Source organism: Luteimonas sp. MC1895, from assembly GCF_016457215.1.
In the GTDB taxonomy this organism is placed as follows: domain Bacteria; phylum Pseudomonadota; class Gammaproteobacteria; order Xanthomonadales; family Xanthomonadaceae; genus Luteimonas.
In genome coordinates, this window is record NZ_JAEMDY010000006.1 from 202,869 (window position 1) to 226,355 (window position 23,487).

Sequence of the window (23,487 nt, forward strand, 5' to 3'; positions counted from 1 at the left end):
CGCTTGTGGGGAAATTCAAGGAGGAGGCGGCCTGGATGCCAGGAAGGGCCACGGCACCCATGCCGCCGGGGGACATTCGCCACAAGCGCCTCCCACCCGCGCCGGGGCGGTCGGAGGAAAGAAGTGGCGGAGCCGGCCGATAAGCCGGGTTCTGTCGTGGACAGTCATTCCTCTAGGCGCATCGTCACCGATACGCTCAAGCAACCTACCCGGACCCGACGCGGGCCGCGCCATGAGGTCCCTATTTGGTCTTGCTCCCGGTGGGGTTTGCCGTGCCGGTCTGTTGCCAGACTCGCGGTGCGCTCTTACCGCACCATTTCACCCTTGCCTGATCCATTCGCCCCGAAGGGCGTCCGGCCATCGGCGGTATCTTTCTGTTGCACTTTCCGTCGGCTCGCGCCGCCCAGGCGTTACCTGGCACCGTGCCCTGTGGAGCCCGGACTTTCCTCGGCACCCGGTCCCACCGAAGTGGTTCCGGATGACGCGACTGTCTGGCCGACTCCGCCGCGCGCATTGTCGCACGCCGGTGGCCGCGCCCTTCGTCTCCCGGTGCCCCGACGCGACACGCGCGCCTCCGGCTAGCCGCCGTACAGCGCCTTCCTCGGCGCGCCGGTGATCTCCGCGGCCAGGCGGGCTGCCACCGACGGCTTCAGTTCCGCCGACAGCAGGGCGTAGACGCGCCGGCCCTCGGCGATCCGCGCATCGGCATCCTCGCCCGCGCCCTGCACCAGCAGCACGAACTCGCCGCGGCGCTGGTTGGGATCGGCCTCGACCTGCGCCTGCAGCGCCGCCAGGTCGCCGTCTAGCACGGTCTCGAACAGCTTGGTCAGTTCGCGCGCCACCACCGCGGGGCGGTCGCCGCCGAAGGCCGCGACGCAGTCGGCCAGGGTGTCGGCGATGCGGTGCGAGGACTCGTAGAAGACCAGCGTCCGCACCTCGCCCGCCAGCGCGGCCAGGCGCTCGCGCCGGGCGCCCGCCTTGGCCGGCAGGAAGCCTTCGAAGGTGAAGCGGTCGCTGGGCAGCCCGGCGACGCTCAGTGCGGCGACGATCGCGCTCGCGCCGGGCACCGGGCTGACGCGGATGCCGGCCTCGCGCGCGGCGCGCACCAGCCGGAAGCCGGGATCGCTGACCAGCGGCGTGCCCGCGTCGGACACCAGCGCCAGCGAATCGCCGGCCGCCAGGCGGGCGACCAGCCTGTCCGCGACCTCGGCCTCGTTGTGCTCGTGCAGCGCCAGCAGCGGCCGTTCGATGCCGAAGTGCGCCAGCAGCTGGCGCGTATGCCGGGTGTCCTCGGCGCAGACCGCGGCCACGGAGCGCAGCGTGTCCAGTGCACGCGGCGAGAGGTCGGCGAGGTTGCCGATCGGCGTGGCGACGACATGGAGGGTGCCGGCTGCGGGCTGCATCGTGTCCTTGCGGGGCTGACGGTAGAATCCGGGACATTCTCGCAGCCGGAACGACCAGATGCGCCACCCCTGGAAGCAGGCCTTCGCCGCCACCGCCCTCGCCCTGGCCATCGCCGGCTGTTCCACCGTGCAGGTCTCGCGTCCCGCCGAGGCGCCGGCCAGCCTGCCCGAGCCGGTGTCGACCAGCCACTGGCAGTTCGACGCCGGCGATCGCCCGCCCGCGGAGCGTGACGGCTATCGCCCGCCGCGCAAGCTGGCGGTGCTGCTGCCGCTGACCGGCAGCCTGGCAACGGCCGCCGGCCCCGTGCGCGACGGCCTGCTGGCCGGTTACTACGGCGAACAGCGCCGCCGTCCCGACCTCGAGTTCTACGACACCCTGGGCACGGGTTATGGCGCGGTCGCGGCCTACCAGCGCGCGGTCGCCGAGGGCGCCGACCAGGTGCTGGGCCCGCTGGGCCGTGACGAAGTCGATGCGGTGTTCGAGCAGGCCACGGTCACCGTGCCGGTGCTGGCGCTGAACCGCGCCGGCACCCCGCCGACGAACAGCGCCAGCTACGCGCTTGCGCCCGAGGACGAGGGCAAGGCCGCGGCCGACTTCCTGGCCTCGCGCGGCGCGAAGCGGGTGCTGGTGCTGAGCTCAGGCGACGACAACGCCCGCCGCAGCATCGACGCACTGTCGGGGCGCCTGCAGGAGCTGGGCGGCGGCGTCGCCCAGTTGCTGGCGGTGGTGGGCGACAGCCCGCCCGACCTCGTCGGCTCGATGCAGGCCGCCGTGCAGGCCGAAGGCGGCGTGGACGCGGTGTTCTTCGCGCTGCGCGGGCCGCAGGCGCGCCTGGCCGCGGCCCAGGTGTCCGCGGCGGGGCTGTCGGGCCGCCCGCGCGTGGCGACCTCGCAGCTGCTGTCGGGCACCGGCAAGCCCGGCGAGGACGCGGCGCTGGACGGCATCGCCTTCCCGACCGATGCCTGGACCGTCTCCGGCGTGCCGGGCCTGCCCTCGGCGCGCGGCGTGGCGGACGCCCTGCCCACCGCCCGCGGTCCGGCGGCGCGCCTGTTCGCCTTCGGCTACGACGGCTGGCTGCTGTCGGCCTATCTCGCTCACCTGGCGAGCGGTGCCGACGCCTCGGTGTCGAGCGCCAGCGGCGTGCTGCGCATGTCGGCCGACGGACACGTGCTGCGCACGCCCTCCTGGTCGACCTTCAGCGGCGGCCACGTGGTGCCGCTGGCCGGCGCCGGCCGTTGATCGACGCACGCCGGCGCGGTGCCGGCGTCGAAGCCGCGGCGCGCGCGCACCTGCTGCGCGCCGGCCTCGTGGAGGTGGCGGCCAATGCCGGCTACCGCCTCGGTGAGCTCGATCTGGTGATGCGCGACGGCGACACCCTGGTGTTCGTCGAAGTCCGCTACCGCGCCAGCGCCGAGTACGGCGGCGGTGCGGAATCGGTCGACCGCGGCAAGCGCCGGCGCATCGTGCGCGCCGCGCAGCTGTTCCTGCTGCAGCATCCGACGCTGGCCGAGGACTACTGCCGCTTCGACGTGATCGATGCGAGCGGGGACCCGGACGCGCCGGCGTTCACCTGGCACCGCGATGCGTTCAGCCTGGACCAGGCCTGAGGGCCAGAGCCCCGCATCTGCTCTTCCTGTAGGAGCGGCTACAGCCGCGATCCGACCTCGCGAGGAGCGATCGCGGCTGTAGCCGCTCCTACAGGGCGGAGGGCCTCGGACCCGAGCGAAACGTGAGGCCCGGAACGCTCAGGCGAAGTGCTCGTGCCCCGGGCGCTCGGGCCGCCAGGGCCGCCCATCCCGATCCACCGCCTGGACGCCCTGCCCCGCCACCACCGTACCCACGCGGGTGACTTCGACACCCGTGGCGGCCGCACCCGCGGCGGCCCTGGCGATCGCATCGGCGCCCGCGGGCACGGTGAAGCAGAGTTCGTAGTCGTCCCCGCCCGCTACCTGCAGCGTGCGGACCGCCTCGCCTCCGAACCACCGACGCAGGCGATCGGCCCCCGGCAGGGCATCGATGTCGAGCAGCACGCCCACCGCGCTCGCGGCACAGACATGCCCGAGGTCGGCCAGCAGGCCGTCGGAGACGTCGATGCAGGCGCTGGCCACACCGCCCAGCGCGCGCCCCAGCGCAACGCGCGGGCGCGGCCGCTCGAGGCGCTCGCCCAGGGCGGCATCACGGGCGCCACCCGCGCGCCACTGCTCCAGCGCCGCCGCCGCGGCCCCCAGGCTTCCGCTTACCCACACTTGGTCGCCCACGCGCGCGCCATCGCGGCGCAGTGCGCGGCCGGGATCGACGAAGCCGAGCACGGTGACCGAGATCGACAGCGGCCCGCGCGTGGTGTCGCCCCCGACCAGGGCGACGCGGTGCTCGCCGGCGAGCGCCAGGAAGCCATCAAGGAAACCGTCCACCCAGGCCGGATCGCCGTCGGGCAGCGACAGCGACAGCGTGCACCAGGCCGGCTCGGCGCCCATCGCGGCGAGGTCGGACAGGTTCACCGCCAGCGCCTTCCAGCCGACCCGCGCGGCCTCCGTGCCATGGGGAAAGTGCACGCCGTCGTTGAGCGTGTCCATCGCCACCACCAGCTGCATGCCCGGCGGGGGCTGCAGCAGCGCGGCGTCGTCGCCGATCCCCAGCACCACGTCGTCGCGCGGGTGCGCGGCGCGTGCGCGGATGCGTTCGATCAGCCCGAATTCGGCCATGCCGGCGGGCGCGCGCTCAGCCGCGCGCGGACTGCACTTCGGCCGCGCGCCAGTCGACGGCGGCGTGGTCGAGCACGCCGTTGACGTAGGTGTGCCCGTGCTCGGAGCCGAAGCGCTTGACCGTCTTCAACGCCTCGTCGATGACCACCCGGTAGGGCACGTCGATGCGGTGGCGCAGCTCGTAGGCGGCGATGCGCAGCATGGCGCGCTCGATGGGATCGACCTCGCCGATGGGACGGTCGAGGAAGGGCGCGAGCGCGGCGTCGATGTCGCGGCGGTGGGTTTCCACCCCGCGCACCAGGTCCTCGAAGTATTCGAGATCGGCGACTTCGTGCGCCTGCTCGTGCGCGAACTGCGCAATCGCGTTGCGCGCGTCGACGCCCGAAAGCTGCATCGCGTACACCGCCTGCAGCGCTCGCCGGCGCGAGCGCGAGCGCGCGACGGTGTCGATGCCGCCGCTGCGGCCTCCGCCGGTCCTGTTCGGCCTCATGGCAGCTTCACCAGCAGGTTGGACATCTCGATCGCGACCAGGGCGCATTCCTCGCCCTTGTTGCCATGGCTGCCACCGGCGCGGTTCTCCGCGTCGGCCATGTCGTCGACCGCGAGCACGCCGTTGGCGACCGGCACGCCGCGCTCGAGCTGCACCCGCGCCAGGCCCTCGGCGCAGCTGTCGGCCACGTGCTCGAAATGGCGGGTGTCACCCCGCACCACGCAGCCCAGGGCGACGATCGCCGAATGCGCGCCGGCACCGGCCAGGCGCGCGGCGACCATGGGGATCTCCCAGGCACCGGGCACGCGGACGACGTCCACCGCCTGGGGCGGCACGCCGTTGCGCTCGAACGTCGCGCGCGCGGCGCCCACCAGCGCATCGACGATGCGCGGATTCCAGCGGCTGGCGATGATCGCGAAGCGCGCGCCTTCGGGCGCGTGCAGGTCGCCTTCGTGATGGGTCATGGCGTGTTCCTTGGGGAGGAGCGCATTCTAGCCGGTCCGTCCACGGCGCATTCCCGGGGCAGGGGCCGGCCGGGAGACCCGTGGCCGGGCAGCGGCGGCCCGGAGCGCGCGGTTTCAGCAGGCGTCCGGCTCGAGGTACTCGACGACCTCGAGGCCGAAGCCGGCCAGGCCGACCTGCTTGCGCGGGGTCCCCAGCACGCGCAGCTTGCCCAGGCCGAGGTCGGCGAGGATCTGGCTGCCGGCGCCGTTGCGGCGCCATTCGGCCAGCGCCCCGCCCCGCCCGGTGGCCGCGGTCGTGGCCTCGTCGGACGAGACGGCTCCGGCATCGCCGGCACGCAGGCGCTGCAACAGCGCGTCAGGCGTCTGCCCGCCGTCGAGCAGGACCAGTGCACCGCGCCCTTCGGCGTCGATCGCCGCCAGCACGTCACCCACCGCCGGGCCGAAGTCCGGGCGCCGCCAGCGCAGCACGTCGGCCAGCGCGTTGCGCACCTGTACGCGCACCAGGGTGGGCGTGTCGGCGTCGGGCGTGCCGCGCACCAGGGCGAAGTGCAGCGCGTGGCCCAGGCGGTCGTGGTAGGTGTGCAGCCGGAAGGCGCCGTGCTCGGTCTCGACGTCGCGGCTGTCGACGCACTCGACCGTGTGCTCGGTCTCCAGGCGGTGGCGGATCAGGGCCTCGATCGAGCCCATCTTGAGCCCATGCTCGCGCGCGAACACTTCCAGCTCCGGGCGGCGCGCCATGGTGCCGTCGGGGTTGAGGATCTCCACCAGCACGCCGGCCGGCTCCAGTCCCGCGAGCAGGGCCAGGTCGGCCGCGGCCTCGGTGTGCCCCGCGCGCGCGAGCACGCCGCCGGGCTGCGCGGTCAGCGGGAAGATGTGGCCAGGCTGCGCGAGGTCGGACGGCGCCGCGTTCGGGCGCACCGCGGTGCGGATCGTGTGCGCGCGGTCGTAGGCCGAGATGCCGGTGGTGACGCCCTCGGCGGCCTCGATGCTGACCGTGAAATTGGTGTGGTGCGACGACGTGTTCGACTGGACCATCGGCGGCAGGCCCAGCTGCGCGCAGCGCTCGCGGGTCAGCGACAGGCAGACCAGGCCACGGGCGTGGGTGACCATGAAATTGATGTCGGCCGGGCGCACGAGCTCGGCGGCCATGATCAGGTCGCCTTCGTTCTCGCGGTCCTCGTCATCGACGATGACGACCATGCGGCCGGCGCGGAGTTCTTCGAGCAGTTCGGGGATGGGGGCGAAAGGCATGTCACTGCGACCTGGGTTGAGGATTGCGGAGTTGCGGGCGAGGCCCGGCGGCGACTGGCACCTGTAGGAGCGGCTGCAGCCGCGATCGCCCTTCATGATGGTTTCGATCGCGGCTGTAGCCGCTCCTGCAGTGGTGGTTCACGGGGCGCTTTGCAGGCGTTCGAGATAGCGTGCGATCAGGTCGACCTCGAGGTTGACCGGGTCACCGACGCGCGTCGCGGAGAACGCGGTGTGCGCCACCGTATGCGGCACCAGCGCGACCTCGAAGGCCTCGTCTTCCACGGCGTTGACGGTCAGGCTGACGCCATCCACGCAGATCGAGCCTTTCTGCGCGACGTACTTCGCCAGCGCCGGCGGCATGGCAAAGCGCCAGCGCTGCGCGCGCGCGTCCTCGCGCACGTCGAGCACGCGACCCACGCCGTCGACGTGGCCGCTGACCAGGTGGCCGCCGAGGCGGTCGGTGGGCAGCATGGCGCGCTCCAGGTTGAGCGCCGCGCCCTCCGCCAGTCCGCCGAGAGTGGTCAGCGCGAGCGTCTCGTTGGAGGCGTCGGCCTCGAAGTGCGTCGCGTCGAAGGCGACCACGGTCAGGCAGACGCCATTGACCGCGACGCTCTCGCCCAGCTTCGCGTCCGCGAAGGGCAGCGTGCCGACGTGGATGCGCAGGCGGGCGTCGCCGCCGCGCGCCTCGCGGCCGGCCAGGCGGCCGACGGCTTCGATGATTCCGGTGAACATGGGCGTCCTATCCTGCCGCGCCGGCATCGCCCGCCGGCTGCGCCGGGACCAGGCGCAGGCGCAGGTCGTCGCCAACGCTGACGATGTCTTCGATCCGCAGCGCCATGCGCTGGGTCATGTCGTGGATGTCGAGTCCGGCGAACAGCGGCCGCGCCTGCGCGCCCAGCAGCACCGGCGCCATGTACAGCAGCACCTCGTCGACCAGCCCGGCCTGCATGAAGGCGCCGGCCAGCGTGGCACCCGCCTCCACCTGGACCTCGTTGATGCCGCGATCGGCGAGCACGCGCAGCACCGCGGCGAGGTCGAGCGCATTGCCGAGCGCCGGCACGGCGACCCGGTCGCTGGAAAAATCGCGCGGCGGCTTGGCATTGGCCGCGTGCACGTAGAGCGTGGGGGCGTCGCCCTCGCGGACGCGTCCGCGCGCCACCGTGGCCAGGCCCGGATCGAGCACCACCCGCAGCGGCGGCACGAACTCCGCGTCGTCGTCCATGCGCACGGTCAGCTGCGGGTCGTCGGCCATCACCGTGCCCGAGCCGGTCAGGAGCGCGCCGGCGCGGGCGCGCCAGCGCATCACGTCGCGGCGCGAGGCTTCTCCGCTGATCCATTTCGATTCGCCGCTGGCCAGCGCCGTGTGCCCGTCGAGGCTCATCGCCAGCTTGACCCGCAGCCACGGCCGGCCGCGCACCACGCGCGACAGGTAGCCGCGATTGAGCGCCTTCGCGGCGGCTTCCATCAGCCCGTGCGAGACCTCGATACCGGCCGTGCGCAGGCGCTCGAAGCCGCTGCCGTCGACCTGCGGGAAGGGATCGCGCATGGCCGAGACCACCCGCGACACGCCCGCGGCAACCAGCGCGTCCGCGCAGGGTCCGGTGTGCCCGGTGTGCGCGCAGGGCTCGAGGGTGACGTAGGCGGTCGCGCCGCGCGCGCGTTCGCCGGCGGCCTCCAGCGCGAACACCTCGGCGTGCGGCCCGCCCTGGCGCTCGTGCCAGCCTTCGCCGACGACCGCGTCGCCGTGGGCCAGGACGCAGCCCACCATCGGATTGGGCCGCGTCGTCCAGGCGCCGCGCTCGGCCAGGCGGAGTGCGCGCGCCATCATCACGTGGTCGGTTTCGGAGTAGCCGTGCATCAGGTGATCGTTTCCACGTTCGAGTAGAGGGGGTCGGCGCCCGCCAGCCAGCTGGCGGCGCGATGGCGCTCGCTGGCGATGCTGGTGCAGCGGCTGATCGCGTCGGAGGCAGCGCGGTCGATGGGGTCGCCATCGATCGCGAGGTCGCGGTCGATCAGCGCCGCGGCATCGATGTCCAGCCGCGCCCAGCCGCCGGTGGCGACCACGGCTGCGAAGTCCATCGGGCCCGGGCGCAGCGCGTACTCGCGCAGGCGCCAGTGCACCGCGAGCTGGCGCGCCAGGAAGCTGTCGATCTCGTGCTCGGGGCGCAGGCTGGCCGCCTCGAGGGCCTCGAGCGCGCGCGTGTCCAGGAAACCGAGCGGACCCGCGAGGTCGTTGGGGTCGGCGAGCCGGTCGTGGGGCAGCGGCGGGTGGACGCCCAGTGCCCAGGCCAGCGCGTAGACGCCCTCGGCGCGCCAGCCGGCGTCGAGCACTGCGGCCTCGCCCAGGCTTCCGGGCGGCGCCTGCAGCAGGGCGCGTTCACCGTTTTCGAGCTCGGCATCGAGTCCGGTGCGCGCCAGCCACGCCAGCATCCGCGCCTGCCAGTCGGCGGCGTCGGCGCGCGCGGCGTCGGCCTCCATCGCGGCCCGCGCGGCCACGGCGAACAGCGCCAGCGCACGGCGCAGCACCTCGGCCGCCTGCGGCCTGCGATCGCGCCCTGGCTCGCCCCTGCCCTGCACCGCGCTAGCGCTTCCGGCCCTTGCCGGAAGGCGGCTCGAAGGCGACCACGGCACCCACGCCGAGCAGCGGCAGCTGGCCGTCCTCGGGCAGGTCGCGCTCCAGCCGGTCGAGCTCCTCGCGGAAGTCGGCCACGTCCTGGAAGGAGCGATAGACCGATGCGAAGCGCACATAGGCCACGTGGTCGAGCTTGCGCAGCTCGGCCATCACGAACTCGCCCACGCGCCGCGAGGCCAGCTCGCGTTCGGTGGTCATGCGCAGCTGGTGGATCACCGCGCGCACCGCGGCTTCGATCTGCTCCTCCGAGACCGGACGCTTGTGCAGCGCACGGTCGAAGCTCTGGCGCAGCTTGCGGGCGTCGAAGTGCTCGCGGCGGCCGTCCGACTTGATGATCGCCGGCAGCTTCAGCTCGATGGTTTCCAGGGTCGAGAAGCGCTCCCCGCAGGCTTCGCACTCGCGCCGGCGCCGGATGGTGGCGCCGTCGTCGCTCACGCGCGAATCGATGACCCGGGTGTCGACGTGCTGGCAGAAGGGGCAGTGCATCGCGTCGGCGGCGTCAGATGTCGTAGTTGAACGGCAGCAGGAAGGCGGCGCGCCTGGGTTCGCCGGCGCAGGTGGCCGGCGCGTAGGCGATCGCGCGCGCGGTGGCTTCGGCGGCGGCGGCGAAGCGCTCGTCGCTGGCACAGACCGCGCGCGCGTCGTGCACCCGCCCTTCGCGGTCGATGCGCACCAGCACGTGCGCGCCGCCGCTGACGCCACGGGCCTGGAGCAGGGCCGGGTAATCCGCACTGGCGGGCACCTCCAGCTTGCGCGCGGGGCTGCAGCCGTCGCCGGTCTCGTCCCACTCCGCGTCCAGGCCGCGCAGTTCGTCGCGCGCGACGAGCTGGAGTGCGCCCGCCGAGCACTGGCCGGTCGATGCCTGGTAGCGCACCTCGAAGCGTGCACCGTCGTTGCTTGCCAGCGGCGCGCGCGCCATCCCGCTGGCGACCACGCGGGGCGTCGCGCCACCGCCGGCCGCGCATCCGCCGACGAGGACCGCCGAAACGGCCATCGCCACCGCCGCGAACCGCCGGCGCGGGCCCATCAGCCGTAGACCGGCAGGCGCCGACACTGGGCGACGACCTTGTCGCGCACCGCGGCGATGACCGCCTCGTCGGCCGGCGCGTCCAGCACGTCGCAGATCCAGCCGGCCAGCTCGATGCAGTCGGCCTCGGTGTAGCCACGCGTGGTCACCGCCGGCGTGCCCAGGCGCAGGCCCGAGGTCACGAAGGGCTTCTGCGGGTCGTTGGGCACCGCGTTCTTGTTCACGGTGATGTTGGCGCGGCCCAGCGCCTCTTCGGCGGCCTTTCCGGTGACGTCCTTGCCGATCATGTCGACCAGCATCAGGTGGTTCTTGGTGCCGCCGGAGACGATCTTGTAGCCGCGATCGATGATCACCCTGGCCATCGCCTGCGCGTTCTTCACCACCTGCTGCTGGTAGACCTTGAACTCCGGCTCCAGCGCTTCCTTGAAGGCCACGGCCTTGGCCGCGATGACGTGCATCAGCGGGCCGCCCTGGATGCCGGGGAAGACGATCGACTGCAGCTTCTTGACCATGTCGTCGGCGCGGTCACCCATCGCGGCGCGGCTGGCGACGATGATGCCGCCGCGCGGCCCGCGCAGGGTCTTGTGGGTGGTCGAGGTCACCACGTGCGCATGCGGCACCGGATTCGGGTACACGCCCGCGGCCACCAGGCCGGCGACGTGGGCCATGTCGACGAACAGGATCGCGCCGACCTTGTCGGCGATGGCGCGGAAGCGCGCCCAGTCGATTTCCTGCGAATAGGCGCTGAATCCGCCCACCAGCATCTTCGGCCGGTGCTCCACGGCAAGACGTTCGACCTCGTCGTAATCGATCAGGCCCTGGGCGTCGACGCCGTACTGGATGGCGTTGAACAGCTTGCCGCTGATGTTGACCTTGGCGCCGTGGGTCAGGTGGCCGCCGTGCGCCAGGGACATGCCGAGGATCGTGTCGCCGGGCTGCAGCAGGGCCAGGTACACGGCCTGGTTGGCCTGCGAGCCGGAATGCGGCTGGACGTTCGCATAGTCCGCACCGAACAGCTGCTTCACGCGGTCCAGCGCCAGCTGCTCGGCGACGTCGACGTGCTCGCATCCGCCGTAATAGCGCTTTCCGGGATAGCCCTCGGCGTACTTGTTGGTCAGCTGGCTGCCCTGCGCCTCCATGACGCAGGGGCTGGCGTAGTTCTCGCTGGCGATCAGCTCGACGTGGTCTTCCTGGCGCCGGGTTTCGGCGGCGATCGCCGCGGCCAGTTCGGGGTCATAGGCTTCGATGCGTGCGTCGCGCGGAAACATGCCAGCTCCAGGGGCCGTGGGGACGGGCCATTGTAGCCCGCCCCCCGCCCCCGGGCGGACGGGCGCCCCCGGAACTCAGCGGCCCATGATCACGTCGGCGATGATCCCGGTGGCGATGGCCACGAGCAGGAAGTCGCCGGTGTCGCTGCGGCGCCAGTGGTGGCCCCGCGGCGGCTGGCGCAGGCCGTAGGGACCGTAGTCGTGGACCACGTAGGTGGGCGCATAGCCGGCGTGGCGGTAGTGGTGGCCGCGTGCCCACGGCGGCGGGCCGCGATGGCGCACCACCACGCGCGGCGGTGGCGCATAGACCACGCGGACGTCGCGACGGTCGTGGCGGCGGTCATGCCAGCCGTCATGCCGGCGGTCGTCATGGCGGCGGGCCTGGCGGTAGTCGCGGCGGCGATCATCGCGACGGTGCTCGCGGCGGTCGTCGCCGCGGCGCCAGTCCTGGCTGGAATGGCCGCGGTCATGGCCGCGAAGGTGGTTGTCGCGTGCCTCTGCCGGAGCCGCGAAGGCGACTCCGAGCGCAAGCGCGAGGGTGGCAAGTCCAAGGGTGCGGATCGGATTCATCACGACTCTCCGGTGGAGGGGGTGTGAACCGACTATCCCGTTGCGCGCCTGAACCATCGCGTTACCGGCAAGGCCCGGCCCCACTCCGGTGGATTCCATTCATTTTCCAGCGCCGCCGCGGCTTGCGCCCCGGCTGCAAGCCCTATAATCGCGCCATCCCATCCGCGCTTTCCGCCCATGGCCCCAGGCCCGGGCGGCGGCCACGCTGCACCGGAGCTCCCATGTCGCAATACATCTACACCATGAACGGCGTCTCCAAGACCGTTCCGCCCAAGCGCCAGATCATCAAGGACATCTCGCTGTCGTTCTTCCCCGGCGCGAAGATCGGCCTGCTGGGCCTGAACGGCGCCGGCAAGTCGACGGTGCTCAAGATCATGGCCGGCGTCGACACCGACTTCTCCGGCGAGGCGCGGCCCCAGCCCGGCATCAAGGTCGGCTACCTGGCGCAGGAGCCGCAGCTGGATCCGGAAAAGACCGTCCGCGAGGCCGTCGAGGAAGGCGTGGGCGAGGTCCTGCAGGCGCAGGCGCGCCTGGACGAGGTCTACGCCGCCTACGCGGAGGACGGTGCAGACTTCGACGCCCTGGCCAAGGAGCAGGAACGCCTGGAGGCGATCCTTGCCGCCGGCGACGCGCACACGCTGGAAAACCAGCTGGAAGTGGCCGCCGACGCGCTGCGCCTGCCGCCGTGGGACGCAGTGATCGGCAAGCTGTCGGGCGGCGAGAAGCGCCGCGTGGCGCTGTGCCGCCTGCTGCTGCAGAAGCCCGACATGCTGCTCCTCGACGAACCCACCAACCACCTCGACGCCGAATCGGTCGAATGGCTGGAGCAGTTCCTCGCCCGCTACACCGGCACCGTGGTGGCGGTGACGCATGACCGCTACTTCCTCGACAACGCCGCCGAGTGGATCCTCGAGCTCGACCGCGGCCGCGGCATTCCGTGGAAGGGCAACTACACCGACTGGCTGGTGCAGAAGGAAGACCGCCTCAAGCGCGAGGAGTCGACCGAGAAGGCGCGCCAGAAGGCGATCGCCAAGGAGCTCGAGTGGGCGCGCAGCAACGCCAAGGGCGGTCGCAGCAAGGGCAAGGCGCGCCTGGCCCGGATCGAGGAGCTGCAGGCGGTCGACTACCAGAAGCGCCAGGAAACCAACGAGATCTTCATTCCGCCGGGCGAGCGCCTGGGCAGCAAGGTGATCGAGTTCAAGAACGTCTCCAAGAGCTTTGGCGACCGCCTGCTGATCGACAACCTGAGCTTCATCGCGCCTCCGGGCGCGATCATCGGCATCATCGGCCCCAACGGCGCGGGCAAGTCCACGCTGTTCAAGATGATCACGGGGCAGGAACAGCCGGACTCGGGTTCGATCGACATGGGCCCGACGGTCAACATCGCCTACGTCGACCAGAGCCGCGACAAGCTCGAAGGCAACCACAACGTCTTCCAGGAAGTCGCCGGCGGCGCCGACATCCTCAACATCAACGGCATCGAGATCCAGTCGCGGGCCTACATCGGACGCTTCAACTTCAAGGGCCAGGACCAGCAGAAGATGGTCGGTTCGCTGTCGGGCGGTGAACGCGGCCGCCTGCACCTGGCCAAGACCCTGCTGCAGGGCGGCAACGTGCTGCTGCTCGACGAACCGTCCAACGACCTGGACATCGAGACCCTGCGCGCGCTTGAAGACGCGCTGCTCGAGTTCCCCGGCAACACCTTCGTGATCAGCCATGACCGCTGGTTCCTCGACCGCATCGCCACGCACATCCTCGCGTTCGAAGGCGACAGCCACGTCGAGTTCTTCCAGGGCAACTACCGCGAATACGAAGAAGACAAGCGCCGCCGGATGGGCGACGACGCGGGTCCGCGCAGGCTTCGGTTCAAGGCGCTCAAGTAGGAGAAACAGGAGAAGCGTTTGCCACGGATTGCGCGGATTTGCGCGGATAGAGCAGAAGAGAGAATCGTCCGGCGGGGTCGGTAGGGACTGCGAGTACCTGCACCTGATTCGGCTCGACCCGCGCGACCCCCCTTAATTGCTTGATCCACTTGATCCACTCGGTCCGCTTAATCCGCTTGACTAGCTTGATCCGCGCAAATCCGCGCAATCCGCGTCATCCGTGGCAAAAAATCGCTTTCCGCTCTATCCGTGCAAATCCGCCCCGATCCGCGTGGATCCGTGGCAAAAAGGAAAGACCAGATGGATTTCATGAAGCAGCTGCAGCAGCGCTGGGGCACCTCGGGGTCGCTGGTGTGCGTGGGGCTGGATCCGGAGCCGGCGCGGTTTCCGGCGCGGTTCGCGGGTGATGGCGATGCGGTGTTCGGGTTCTGCCGGGACATCGTCGATGCGACCGCGGAGTTCGCCTGCGCGTTCAAGCCGCAGATCGCGCACTTCGCGGCGCTGGGCGCCGAGGGCGCTCTGGAGCGGCTGATCGCGCACATCCATGCCGGGCACCCGGGCATCCCGGTGATCCTCGACGCCAAGCGCGGCGACATCGGCTCCACCGCGCAGCGCTACGCGGCGGAGGCCTTCGACCGCTACCGCGCGGATGCGGTCACCGCCAATCCCTATCTCGGCGGCGATTCGCTGAAGCCCTACCTGGACCGCGCGGACCGCGGCGTGGTCATCCTCTGTCGCACCTCCAATCCCGGCGCGGGCGACCTGCAGGACCTGCTGGTCGACGGCAGGCCGCTGTACCAGCACGTCGCCGCGAAGGCGGCGTCGGAGTGGAACGGCAACTGCAATGTGGCGCTCGTGGTCGGTGCAACCTGGCCCGGGCAGCTGCGCGACGTGCGCGCGATCGTCGGCGACATGCCGCTGCTGGTGCCGGGCGTCGGTGCCCAGGGCGGCGATGCCGAAGCCGTGGTGCGCAACGCGCGCACCGCCGATGGCACGGGACTGATGGTGAGTTCGTCGCGGGCGATCCTGTACGCGTCGCAGGGCGACGACTACGCCGCCGCCGCTGCGCACGCCGCGCGCGAGCTGCGCGACACGCTGGACCGCCACCGCCATTGAGCGCGAGGGCGTGGATTGCCACCGGCATCACGCGGCCCGGATATCCTCGCGGCACCGGGCCACCGCCTGCCGATGGATGGAATCGATGACCCCTCTGCCACAGTGCGCCGCGCTTGCGCTTGCGATCGCCCTCGCGGCCTGCAGCCCGTCCGACGCTCCGGCGGCCACGGCTTCGCCTGCCGACGCCAGCGCCATACCGACGGCGGACAGCGTGCCCTCGCCTGCGCCCGACCTGATCGCCGGCACCGGTTCGCCGACCACCGCGGCGGAGCCCGCCACCGACGAACTGGCCGCAACGCCGGGCAGCGACGCCGAGGACACCCAGTACTTCGACTTCAGCGGCGCCGCGCTGGCGCGCATGCGCAGCGAAGCGCGCCCGGCCACGCCGGCGCTGCGCGACGCCGCCCGGCGCATCGTCGACGAGACCGGACGCGAGCGCGAATGCGGGACCTATCCCGAAGGCGAACGCCTGTTCGTGCTCGACCTCGATGGCCGTCCCGGCGACGAGGCCCTGCTGCTCTACACGATGGAAGGCTGCGGCGGCGGCGGCAACTACTACGACCGCAGCGGCTACGTGCTGCGCGAGGTCGACGGCGCATGGACGCAGGTCGCCGAGTTCCCGATGGGCACCAAGCTGGTCGGCAACGCCACCATCAGCGCGCTCGAGCCCGGCGTGGTGGTGATCAGCCCGGACGGCGACAGCCTGTTCGAGCCGCACCGCGCCGAGATTCCGCCGCGCTGATCCAGCGCTGCGCAACGAAAGCTCCTGTAGGAGCGGCTACAGCCGCGATGCAATGCTGCGATCGTCGACACCGACGCGATGCGATGATGCGATCGCGGCTGTAGCCGCTCCTACAGGGGCTGAGTAGCGGCTGCTGCAGGGGCTGAGTAGCCGCTGCTACAGGAGCTGATTGGCCGGGGGCTGCGGGACGTCGAACACCTGGCGCAGGTAGCGCAGGTAGTCCTCGTCGTCGACCATGGTCTTGCCCGGGGAATCGCTCAGCTTGGCGACGGGCTGGCCGTTGCAGGCCACCATCTTCAGCACGATCTGCAGCGCCTTCGGGCCGGTGTCGTTGGTGAGGTTGGTGCCGATGCCGAACGAGGTGCGGCAGCGGCCGCGGAAACGTTCGTAGAGCGCCATCACCTGCCCGACGTCCAGGCCGTCGCTGAACACCAGGGTCCGCGTGCGCGGGTCGATCCGCATCGATTCCAGGTGCGCCAGCATGCGCTCGCCCCAGGCATGCGGATCGCCGGAGTCGTGGCGCATGCCGTCGAAGAGCTTGCAGAAGTACAGGTCGAAGTCGCGCAGGAAGGCCGCGAGCCCGATCACGTCGGTGAGCGCGATGCCGAGGTCGCCGCGATATTCCTGCGCCCAGGCCTCGAACGCCGCCTTCTGCGAGTCGCGCAGCCGCGGACCCAGCGCCTGGTGCGCCTGCAGCCATTCGTGGGCCATCGTGCCCTGCGGCACCAGGCCGTGGCGCCGCGCGATGTCGACGTTGCTGGTGCCGGCGAACTTCGGCCCGAGCAGCTCCGCGACCCGCGGCACGAGCCGCTCCTGCCAGGCGCGCGAGTAGCGCCGGCGGGTGCCGAAATCGGTGATGCGGCAGTCTTCGTAGCCGACCGCGGCGTCGATGCGGTCGACCTTGGCCTGCAGGCGCCGCAGCCCTTCGGCCGCGTCGGCCGGCCCGTGTTCGCCCACCGACCAGGCCTCGCTGACGATCGCCAGCAGCGGCACCTCGAACAGGATCGTGTGCAGCCACGGTCCTTCCACGGTCAGCGACAGCCCGCCCTGCTCGTCCCCGCTGCGCTCCAGCCGCAGGTAGCGACGGTCGAGCCGGAACAGGCCGAGGAAATCGACGAAGTCCGGCTTGATGAAGCGCAGCCCGCGCAGGTAATCGAGCTCGTCGGCCGTGAAGCGCAGTTCGCACAGGGCATCGATCGCATCCGACACCACGTCGATATGCCGCGCGAGGTCGACGCCGGCGGACCGGCAGCGGAAGCGGTAGCGCGCGTGCGCGGCGGGATAACGATGGAGCACCGCCTGCATCATCGTGAACTTGTAGAGGTCGGTATCGAGCAGCGACCGGATCATGGCGCCGAGGCCCGGAGCGATGCCGCCAGGATCCGCGGCAGGCGTGACAGCCAGTGCGTCCAGATCGCCAGCCACACCGCGGCGCGCACCGACGCGCCGCGCGCCGGTGCTTCGAAGCGGCGGAAGTAGCGCCACAGCCCGCGGTGCTTGTGCCACTCGACGAAGAACGGCCGCGCGCGCGAGGACACGCCGCGCAGGTGCAGCACGCGCACGTCGTTGGCCACCGCGACGGTGGCGCCGGCGATCCGCGCGCGGCGGCACAGGTCCAGGTCCTCGGCATGCAGCCGGTATGCGGCATCGAAGCCGCCGATCCGCTCGAACAGCGCGCGTGGCACCAGCATCAGCGCACCCGAGACCGCGTCCACCGGCTGCAGCGCGGCGCCCTCGTCCACCGCCACGTCCAGCGGGCGCCCGCGCCGTGCGCGCAGCGGCCCGCGCAGCATGCCGGCGAAGTCCGGATCGTTGCGCCGGGCGGCGCCGTCGCGCACGCCGTCCTCGTCGACCAGGTCGGCCCCGAGCAGGACGTGTCCGCCCGCGGCGCCGGCGTGGCGCAGCAGCCGCGGGAAGGTGTCGGCTTCGACCAGGCAGTCGGGATTGACGAAGGCCAGCCACGGCGCCTGGCTGTCCGCCGCGCCCTGGTTGCAGGCGGTGGCGAATCCCGGGTTGTCCGGATTGGCGATGAAGCGCAGGCGCGGATCGGCCAGCGCGTGGCGCTGGACCACGGCCAGGGTGTCGTCGCCGGACGCGTTGTCGATGACGCGGATCTCGGCGACGCCGGTGGCGGCACGCAGGCGGACCAGGCAGGCGTCGATGCTGGCGGCACTCTCATGGCTCACCACGATGGCGGCGACCGCGTTCACGACGCGAAGAGCTCGTGCTGCGACGGTGGATCCACGCCGTCGAGGCGCCGCGCCAGGGCGCTGCGCAACCCACGCGCCGGATCCTGCATCAGGAAGCGCGCCAACCGCGGCGGCCACGCCGGCCAGCGCGCGGCGAGCGCATCCAGGTCGCCCTCGGCCGGCCCGCCCTCGCCGCCGCGGGCCACGAAGGCGGTTTCGCACAGCACGTTGCGCCAGCCCAGGCCGGCCATCCTGAGCGAGAGATCGATCAGCGCCGCGTAGCGCGACGCGTAGCTGGCGGCGTCCAGTCCGCCGGCCCTCGCGCGTGCCCGGCCGCGGATGAACACCGCATGGTCGATCGCCGCCGGCAGCTCGGGATGCACCGGCGACATGCCGCCAGCGGCGCGCGCCAGCCGGGCCAGGTCGTCGCCGGCGGGCTGCGGGCCGACCTCGCCGCAGTCAGGCCATGCGGCGGTTTCGCCGGCGTTGCACCAGGGCGTGGCGGTGGCGATGGCACCGTCGCGCGCGGCGCAGGCCGCCAGCTGCTGCGCCCAGCCGGGACCGGGCACGGCGTCGGGCGCCAGCACGATGACGTCGGCATCGCCGCAGGCCGCCAGCGCCTCGTCCAGGTGCGCCACCTCGCCCAGCGGCCGCGGCCGCCGGGTGTACTCGGCGCGCAGCGGCGTGCGGTCCAGCCAGCGCTCGATGATCGCGAGTCCGCGCGGGCCCGCCTGCGCATCGTCGGCCAGCCAGACCCGCGTGCCCGCGGGCGTGCCGGCGTCGAGCGCGGCCAGGCAGGCGTCGAGCGTGCCGTCGTCGATCGCGACCGGAAGCAGCACCACCGGGACCTCGGGCACGCCGGCGCCCCCTCCGCCGGCCATGTTCAGTCGGCGGACCGGTTGAGCGGCTCCAGCGCGCGGAAGCGGCGGCCGTATTCGTCGGTCAGGTTGCGCGCGTCCTGCTGGTTGCGGACCAGGGTCGGGGTCAGCAGCACGATGACCTCGCTGCGGCTGCTGTTCGACGACTGCCGGCCGAACAGCCCGCCCACCACCGGGATCCGGCTCAGGCCCGGGAACCCCGTCGAGCCGCGGCTGGTCGAGTCCTGGATCAGGCCGGCCAGCATCACCGTGTCGCCGCTCTGGACCACTGCATTGGTCTTCAGGCGCCGGGTGTCGATGCGCACGTTGCCGTTCTGGTCGGGCTGGCTGCCGGGACTGCTGACTTCCTGCACGATGTCGAGGAACACGGTGCCGTCCCGGGTGACGCGCGGACGCACCTTGAGGATGGTGCCGGTGTCGAGGTACTGCACCTGGCTGTAGGAGCTGTCGCCGCCGAAGCCGGGATTGACCGTCACCGACGAGATCGGGATCCGGCTGCCGACGTTGAGCGTGGCCTCGTAGTTGTTGCGCACCATCACCGAGGGCGTCTGCAGCATCTGCACGTCGCTGACCTCGTCGAGCGCGTTGATGATCGCCGCGGCGTTGCGGCCGAGGAAGGTCCACGCCAGGCCCGCGGGACCGGCCCCCGTGTTGGTGCCGGTCACGTTGCCGGCGATCGCGCTCCAGGTGTCGCGGCCGACCGCGCTCGGCAGGCCGGCATCGGTCACCGCGCGCTCGAAGAACCAGTTCACGCCGTAGCTGAGGTCGCCGCTCAGCGAGACCTCCACCACCTGCGCCTCGATGTGCACCTGCAGCGGCATCACGTCCAGGCGGTCGATGACCTCGCGGATCGAGCGCCAGGCCTGGCCGGTGGAGCGCACCAGGAGGGTGTTGGTCTCGTCGACCGCGGACACGCCGACTTCGGCGCCGTCGACTTCGAGCGTCACCGAGGTGTCGCCGCCCTGGCGCTCGCCCAGCGACAGCGAGCCGCTGCCCAGGCCGCCGCCGCTGCCGCCATCGCTGCCGCGGTCACCGATGCCGGCGCTGCTGGTGCCGTCCATGCCGCCGTCGCCGATCTCGGTCGACTCCAGGCCGGGCATCAGCGAGGCCCCCCCGCGGCGCCCGCCGCTGCTGCCACCGCCACCGCGCCGGCCGTACACCTCGGACAGGCGCTCGGCCAGGTCCTTGGCGGTGACGTACTTGAGCTCGTAGGAGAACAGCTGCACGCCGCCGCCGGCGCCGTCGATGCGCGCGATCCACTGCTCGATCTGGTCGAGGTAGGCCGGCTGCGAGGTGATCACCAGCACCGAGTTGGCGCCGTCCAGCGGCATGAAGCGGAACATGCCGGCGACCGGCGAGTTGCTGCCCTCGCCGAACACCTTCTCCAGGTCGGCCACCACCTGCGGCGCGCGGCCGGCGACCAGCGGGAACACGCCCACCGACATGCCGGCCAGCCAGTCGACGTCGAAGATCTCGATCGTGCGCAGGTAGTTCTCGAGCTCCTGGCGGGTGCCGGCCACGGTGATGACGTTGCGCCCGGCGTCGACGTTGACGATGGCGTTCGGGCGCGCATACGGCTGCAGCACCTTCTCCATCTCCACCGCGGAGACGTACTGCAGCGGCACGACGCGGGTCTCGAAGCCACGCGCGCCGGCGGCGGTGCCGGTGCGCGCGGCCACCGCGCCGCTGGCCACGGCAGCGTCGGCGGGCACGATGTTGTAGCGGCCGTCGGCGTAGATCATCCGGGCGTTGTTCCAGCCCAGCACCATTTCCAGCAGGCTCAGGGCCTGCGCCGGGCTGACGGTCTTCGGCGTCGCCAGGGTGACGGTGCCCTGCACGCCCGGCGCGATCACGTAGTTCTGCCCCAGCATGTCGCCCAGGATCACCTTGACCACGGCATGCAGCGACTCGCCTTCGAAATTGAAGGTGGCCTCGCCGCTGGTGCCGGCCAGGTTGGGTGGCGCGGAGGCCGCCAGCGACTCGTTGATCACCCGCCCGTCGCCGCGGTGCTTGATCGCGCGCGGGTCGCCGGCCAGCGGCTCCTCGACGATGCCGTCGGCGGCCATGGCCGCGGGGCCGGTGGCCGCGCGCGGCACGCCGTCGACCTGGAACACCGGCTGCGGCATGCGTGCATCGCGGCGCACGTCCGGCGCCGGCACCGAGGCGCAGGCGGCCAGCAGCGTGGCGAGGAACGCGGCGAGCGCGGGCTTGAGGGGGCGTGTCAGGGTCATCGTGGGCATTCCAGGGGTTCCGTCCGGCTACTGGCCCTGCTGGGCCTGTTCGCGCAGGCGGGCGCGACGCGCCTCGATGCGCGCGCGGATCGCCTGCACCTGCTCGTCGGAGCTGCGGGCGGTGGGCGTGTCGGGTGGGGGGGCAGGCGGGGGGGCCTGGGTTCCACCGTCGGCGGACGGCGGAGGGGGTGGCGTCTCGCTCGACGGCTGCTCGCCGGCACCGGCAATTCCGCCGCCGGCCGGATCGGCCGGGCTGCCCGCGGCATCGGCGGCGCGTGCCCCCGGCGCCGCCGGCTGGGCGGACGCGGACGCGCGGCGCGCGGGTGTCGCCTCCGGACGCCCAGGGACCTGGCCCGGCACCTGGCCCGGCGCCTGCTGGCTGGCGATCGCGGTCGGCGCTTCGCCGCCGGTGCCATCGAACACCCGCAGCTCCAACGTGCGCTGGCCCTCGGGGCCGTCGAACACGGCGCCCCGCGGCGAGATCGACGACAGCTGCCAGCCCTGCACGCCGGCCGGCGACTCGCCCACCTTCAGGCGCACCGGTTCGCCGCCCGCGGCGGGTTGCACGATCGCGACCTGCAGGCCGGTCGTCATCAGCACGCTGGTCAGCACGTACTCGAACTCGGCCGGGGCCTCCTCGTCGACCGGATTGATGACGAACAGTTCCGGCCGGCGATCGGTGGTGAACAGCGGCCGCTCGCCGAACTCGGCGTACTGGGCCAGCGGCCCGAGGCGGTCCTCGGTTTCCTGCGCGGCCGCGGGCAGGGCCTGGACCAGGGCCGGATCCGGCGGCAGCCGTTCGATCCGGCCGCCAAGCCCGAACAGGCCCAGCACCCAGGTGGCCAGCGCCCACAGCGCCAGCGCGCCGAGCAGCCAGGTGCGCGCCCCGGCGCTCTCAGCGCGCATCGCCCGCTCCCGCCGCGGCCGGCTGCGGCTGCAGGTAGCCGTAGAGATCGAAGGTGACGTCGAGGCCCGCGCCCTGCGCCGCGCCGCCGCGGCCGAAGGCCTGGCGCGGCGCGAGCACGTTGAGGTTGTCGACGAACAGGCGCGGCGAGCCGTCCTCGAGCGAGTGCAGCACCGCCGCGAGCTCGCCGTTGCCGCAGTGCAGCCGCACCTGGACCAGGGCGCGGCGGAAGCGGCCCTGCTGGCGGGTGTCGGTCATCGGCGAGCGGTTGCGGATGGCGCAGCTGCGGTTGCCCGGGCTGGCCTCGAGCACGGCGGTTTCCAGCCGTGCGCTGAGGGCGGCGGTGGCCAGTTCGGCGCTGCGCTCGTCCATGAACCCGGGCACGCGCGAGGCGATCTCGCGCACCTGCTCGAGGCGCGCCTGCACCTGCGGCGCCTGGGCGAGCTCCATGCGCACGCGCAGGTCGCGCTGCTGCAGGCTTTCGATGCGCTCACCGGTTTCCAGCATCGGCGCGGTCCACCAGGGGTGGACCAGCACCAGGTAGGCCAGCGCGAGCACGCCGGCGAGGATCGCCAGCGCCAGCCAGCGGTCGCGCTCAGGGATCGCTTCGCGCATCGGCGGCCCCCCTGCCCGGTCCCGCCTGTCCCGCGGCGCCGGTGACCGGCGCGACCACCAGTTCGGCGGTCAGGGTGAAGCGGTCGCGGCCGCTGCGCGGATCCGGCTGCAGGGCACCGGCCAGCGCCGGCGAGCGCCACAGCGGAGAGCCCTCGAGGCGCTGCACCAGCGCCGGGGCCTCGCTGCTGAGGCCGATGAGCAGGATCCGGGTGTCCTCGATCGACAGCTTCTCGAGATAGGTGGAATCGGGCAGTCGCCGGGCGAGTTCGTCCATCACTTCGACCGTGGTCGGGCGCGCGGCGCGCGCGGAGTGCAGGAAGGCCATGCCATCCACGAGGTCGACCAGCGCCTGGCGCTGCGTGGACGCGGTGCGGGCGCGGGACGCGGCCTGGGCGACCTCGGCCTCGAAGACGTCGGCGGCGGCGCGCCGGTTGTCCAGGACCTGCCACAGCCCGGCCGCGATCGCGACCACGGCGACCAGGCCCAGGGCGAGGTTCCAGCCCAGCCACGGGTCCGCGCGCCGGTGGCGGCGCGCGCCCGGCAGCAGGTTCACGCCCAGGCCACCGCCGGCCGCGCTTTCGACGTCGACGCCGGTCAGCGTGTTCGCCAGCGGTCCCAGCGCGACCAGCCGCGATTCCAGCGCCTGGCGCGGGACGACCACCAGCTCGGCGTCGACCTGGCCGTCGCCGCGTCGGCCGAGCAGGCGGGCGTCGTACTCGACGTCGGCGGCCGGGAACGGGGTCTGCCGCTCGATCTCGAAGCCCAGCACCTCGCGCAGCCGGTCGGCGGCGGCGGCGGGCAGCGGCAGGGCGCGGCGCAGGCTGGCATCCGCGGGCAGCAGCAGCCAGCGCGGCAGGCTCGCCACGCGCTGCGCGAGCAGCGGTGCCAGCGGATCGTCCGCGCTGGTCGACAGCGGCGGCAGCTCGGCCAGGCGGCGCACGCGGTCGGGTCCCTCGATCGCCAGCAGCAGACCGTCACCGGTGACCTGCAGCAGCAGGCGCTCACGGGCAAGGCCGAACAGCTCGCGCAGCCGCTGCGGCAGCCAGGTGGCCAGGGCGCGGGTCCACCAGCGCCAGAACCCGGCCGCGCGCGGGCGCAGCGAGCCGCCGAGCCCGGCCATG

At 72.5% G+C, this 23,487-nt stretch carries 24 protein-coding genes and 1 other RNA gene; 5 read left to right on the top strand and 20 right to left on the bottom strand.

Annotated features, from left to right (window positions below; all coding sequences use genetic code 11):
- Positions 1–124: 124 nt before the first annotated feature.
- Positions 125–503, bottom strand: an RNA gene (gene rnpB, locus JG616_RS13105) — RNase P RNA component class A.
- 75 nt (positions 504–578) lie between these two features.
- Entirely contained in the window at positions 579–1,403 is an 825-nt protein-coding gene (rsmI, locus tag JG616_RS13110) for a 16S rRNA (cytidine(1402)-2'-O)-methyltransferase (protein ID WP_199392856.1), read from the bottom strand.
- Between the two features lie 58 nt (positions 1,404–1,461).
- On the opposite strand from rsmI, the gene JG616_RS13115 reads away from it, so the two are divergent.
- Positions 1,462–2,643 carry a penicillin-binding protein activator gene (locus tag JG616_RS13115; RefSeq protein ID WP_199392857.1) on the top strand — a complete coding sequence of 394 codons (1,182 nt, stop codon included), beginning with the start codon at positions 1,462–1,464 and terminating at the stop codon, positions 2,641–2,643.
- The gene (locus tag JG616_RS13120) at positions 2,640–3,011 is read left to right on the top strand and encodes a YraN family protein (RefSeq protein ID WP_199362685.1); all 372 of its coding nucleotides are present in this window, start codon (positions 2,640–2,642) and stop codon (positions 3,009–3,011) included. Before JG616_RS13115 ends, JG616_RS13120 begins: the two co-directional genes overlap by 4 nt.
- A gap of 138 nt (positions 3,012–3,149) precedes the next feature.
- On the opposite strand, the gene thiL is transcribed toward JG616_RS13120, so the two are convergent.
- From thiL to JG616_RS13175, 11 genes are all read right to left on the bottom strand, one after another.
- Positions 3,150–4,106, bottom strand: coding sequence for a thiamine-phosphate kinase (gene thiL / locus JG616_RS13125; RefSeq protein ID WP_199392858.1), 957 nt, complete (start codon positions 4,104–4,106; stop codon positions 3,150–3,152).
- A gap of 16 nt (positions 4,107–4,122) precedes the next feature.
- On the bottom strand, positions 4,123–4,596 hold the full coding sequence (nusB, locus tag JG616_RS13130; protein WP_199360053.1) for a transcription antitermination factor NusB: 474 nt from the start codon (positions 4,594–4,596) through the stop codon (positions 4,123–4,125).
- On the bottom strand, positions 4,593–5,060 hold the full coding sequence (gene ribH / locus JG616_RS13135; RefSeq protein ID WP_199360052.1) for a 6,7-dimethyl-8-ribityllumazine synthase: 468 nt from the start codon (positions 5,058–5,060) through the stop codon (positions 4,593–4,595). The genes nusB and ribH overlap by 4 nt, the downstream gene beginning before the upstream one ends.
- A gap of 114 nt (positions 5,061–5,174) precedes the next feature.
- Positions 5,175–6,311: a 3,4-dihydroxy-2-butanone-4-phosphate synthase gene (ribB, locus tag JG616_RS13140; protein WP_199360051.1), complete on the bottom strand. Its 1,137-nt coding sequence runs from the start codon at positions 6,309–6,311 to the stop codon at positions 5,175–5,177.
- 138 nt (positions 6,312–6,449) lie between these two features.
- Positions 6,450–7,043, bottom strand: coding sequence for a riboflavin synthase (locus JG616_RS13145; protein WP_199392859.1), 594 nt, complete (start codon positions 7,041–7,043; stop codon positions 6,450–6,452).
- A gap of 7 nt (positions 7,044–7,050) precedes the next feature.
- On the bottom strand, positions 7,051–8,169 hold the full coding sequence (gene ribD / locus JG616_RS13150) for a bifunctional diaminohydroxyphosphoribosylaminopyrimidine deaminase/5-amino-6-(5-phosphoribosylamino)uracil reductase RibD (protein ID WP_199392860.1): 1,119 nt from the start codon (positions 8,167–8,169) through the stop codon (positions 7,051–7,053).
- The gene (locus JG616_RS13155) at positions 8,169–8,942 is read right to left on the bottom strand and encodes a DUF4272 domain-containing protein (RefSeq protein WP_255531848.1); all 774 of its coding nucleotides are present in this window, start codon (positions 8,940–8,942) and stop codon (positions 8,169–8,171) included. The genes ribD and JG616_RS13155 overlap by 1 nt, the downstream gene beginning before the upstream one ends.
- A complete protein-coding gene (gene nrdR, locus JG616_RS13160) occupies positions 8,893–9,429 on the bottom strand; it encodes a transcriptional regulator NrdR (RefSeq protein ID WP_199360047.1) in 537 nt (178 codons plus the stop codon). Before nrdR ends, JG616_RS13155 begins: the two co-directional genes overlap by 50 nt.
- A gap of 13 nt (positions 9,430–9,442) precedes the next feature.
- Positions 9,443–9,937 carry a TonB family protein gene (locus tag JG616_RS13165; protein ID WP_199392861.1) on the bottom strand — a complete coding sequence of 165 codons (495 nt, stop codon included), beginning with the start codon at positions 9,935–9,937 and terminating at the stop codon, positions 9,443–9,445.
- A gap of 32 nt (positions 9,938–9,969) precedes the next feature.
- Complete coding sequence (gene glyA / locus JG616_RS13170) at positions 9,970–11,238, bottom strand: serine hydroxymethyltransferase (RefSeq protein WP_199392862.1); 1,269 nt, start codon at positions 11,236–11,238, stop codon at positions 9,970–9,972.
- Between the two features lie 75 nt (positions 11,239–11,313).
- Positions 11,314–11,808, bottom strand: a complete 495-nt coding sequence (locus JG616_RS13175; protein WP_199392863.1) for an RcnB family protein — start codon at positions 11,806–11,808, stop codon at positions 11,314–11,316.
- 221 nt (positions 11,809–12,029) lie between these two features.
- Here JG616_RS13175 and ettA point away from each other — a divergent pair, with 221 nt between their 5' ends.
- From ettA to JG616_RS13190, 3 genes are all read left to right on the top strand, one after another.
- A complete protein-coding gene (gene ettA / locus JG616_RS13180; RefSeq protein ID WP_199360043.1) occupies positions 12,030–13,691 on the top strand; it encodes an energy-dependent translational throttle protein EttA in 1,662 nt (553 codons plus the stop codon).
- A gap of 300 nt (positions 13,692–13,991) precedes the next feature.
- Positions 13,992–14,807 (top strand): orotidine-5'-phosphate decarboxylase, encoded by an 816-nt coding sequence (pyrF, locus tag JG616_RS13185; RefSeq protein WP_199392864.1) that lies wholly within the window; start codon positions 13,992–13,994, stop codon positions 14,805–14,807.
- An 85-nt stretch (positions 14,808–14,892) separates the two neighbouring features.
- Positions 14,893–15,549 carry a hypothetical protein gene (locus tag JG616_RS13190; protein ID WP_199392865.1) on the top strand — a complete coding sequence of 219 codons (657 nt, stop codon included), beginning with the start codon at positions 14,893–14,895 and terminating at the stop codon, positions 15,547–15,549.
- A gap of 156 nt (positions 15,550–15,705) precedes the next feature.
- On the opposite strand, the gene pncB is transcribed toward JG616_RS13190, so the two are convergent.
- Genes pncB through JG616_RS13225 form a run of 7 tightly spaced genes read right to left on the bottom strand, consistent with a single transcriptional unit; the run spans position 15,706 to position 23,486 of the window.
- Positions 15,706–16,899: a nicotinate phosphoribosyltransferase gene (pncB, locus tag JG616_RS13195; RefSeq protein WP_199392866.1), complete on the bottom strand. Its 1,194-nt coding sequence runs from the start codon at positions 16,897–16,899 to the stop codon at positions 15,706–15,708.
- On the bottom strand, positions 16,896–17,759 hold the full coding sequence (locus tag JG616_RS13200; protein ID WP_199392867.1) for a glycosyltransferase family 2 protein: 864 nt from the start codon (positions 17,757–17,759) through the stop codon (positions 16,896–16,898). Before JG616_RS13200 ends, pncB begins: the two co-directional genes overlap by 4 nt.
- Positions 17,756–18,619, bottom strand: coding sequence for a glycosyltransferase (locus JG616_RS13205; RefSeq protein ID WP_199392868.1), 864 nt, complete (start codon positions 18,617–18,619; stop codon positions 17,756–17,758). The genes JG616_RS13200 and JG616_RS13205 overlap by 4 nt, the downstream gene beginning before the upstream one ends.
- A 2-nt stretch (positions 18,620–18,621) precedes the next feature.
- Entirely contained in the window at positions 18,622–20,847 is a 2,226-nt protein-coding gene (gene gspD, locus JG616_RS13210) for a type II secretion system secretin GspD (RefSeq protein WP_199392869.1), read from the bottom strand.
- A 27-nt stretch (positions 20,848–20,874) separates the two neighbouring features.
- Positions 20,875–21,753 (bottom strand): general secretion pathway protein GspN, encoded by an 879-nt coding sequence (locus JG616_RS13215; RefSeq protein ID WP_199392870.1) that lies wholly within the window; start codon positions 21,751–21,753, stop codon positions 20,875–20,877.
- Positions 21,743–22,366, bottom strand: a complete 624-nt coding sequence (gene gspM, locus JG616_RS13220; protein ID WP_199392871.1) for a type II secretion system protein GspM — start codon at positions 22,364–22,366, stop codon at positions 21,743–21,745. Before gspM ends, JG616_RS13215 begins: the two co-directional genes overlap by 11 nt.
- Positions 22,347–23,486, bottom strand: coding sequence for a PilN domain-containing protein (locus JG616_RS13225; protein WP_199392910.1), 1,140 nt, complete (start codon positions 23,484–23,486; stop codon positions 22,347–22,349). Before JG616_RS13225 ends, gspM begins: the two co-directional genes overlap by 20 nt.
- Between the last annotated feature and the right edge of the window lies 1 nt (position 23,487).